The organism is Stenotrophomonas sp. AS012628, from assembly GCF_010608305.1.
Taxonomy (GTDB): domain Bacteria; phylum Pseudomonadota; class Gammaproteobacteria; order Xanthomonadales; family Xanthomonadaceae; genus Stenotrophomonas; species Stenotrophomonas geniculata.
Window position 1 is genome coordinate 1 of the sequence record NZ_VMBJ01000115.1, and the last position, 305, is coordinate 305.

At 60.7% G+C, this 305-nt stretch carries 2 protein-coding genes; both read left to right on the plus strand.

Annotation, left to right across the window (positions count from 1 at the left end):
• The coding region (pilY2, locus tag G5A07_RS21210; protein WP_191863970.1) for a type 4a fimbrial biogenesis protein PilY2 at positions 1 to 232 on the plus strand (232 nt) is incomplete at its 5' end.
• Positions 229 to 305: prepilin-type N-terminal cleavage/methylation domain-containing protein (locus G5A07_RS21215; protein ID WP_191863971.1), on the plus strand; the 77-nt coding region annotated here is incomplete at its 3' end. The genes pilY2 and G5A07_RS21215, both read left to right, overlap by 4 nt.

Here is a 305-nt window from a genome sequence, read left to right on the forward strand (position 1 = left end):
GGTGGACATCGACCACCGGCTCTACCGCCTTCCCAACAGCACCGTCAGGAACGGCATGCCCAGCCTGTTCCAGGTCAAGCCGGGCTCCGTGGTGTCCTACTCTGGCACCGTCAGCCAGCCGTGGTCCACCATCACCGATATCTACATTCACAAACAGATGAGCGAACAGGAGCTGGCCGAGATGATCGAGAAAGAACAGCCCCGCCAGGACGGGGAGGAGCAGCCCCGATGAGGACAAGACAGAAGGGCTTCACGTTGCTGGAAATGGTGGTGGTAGTGGCGGTGATCGGCATCCTCCTCGGCAT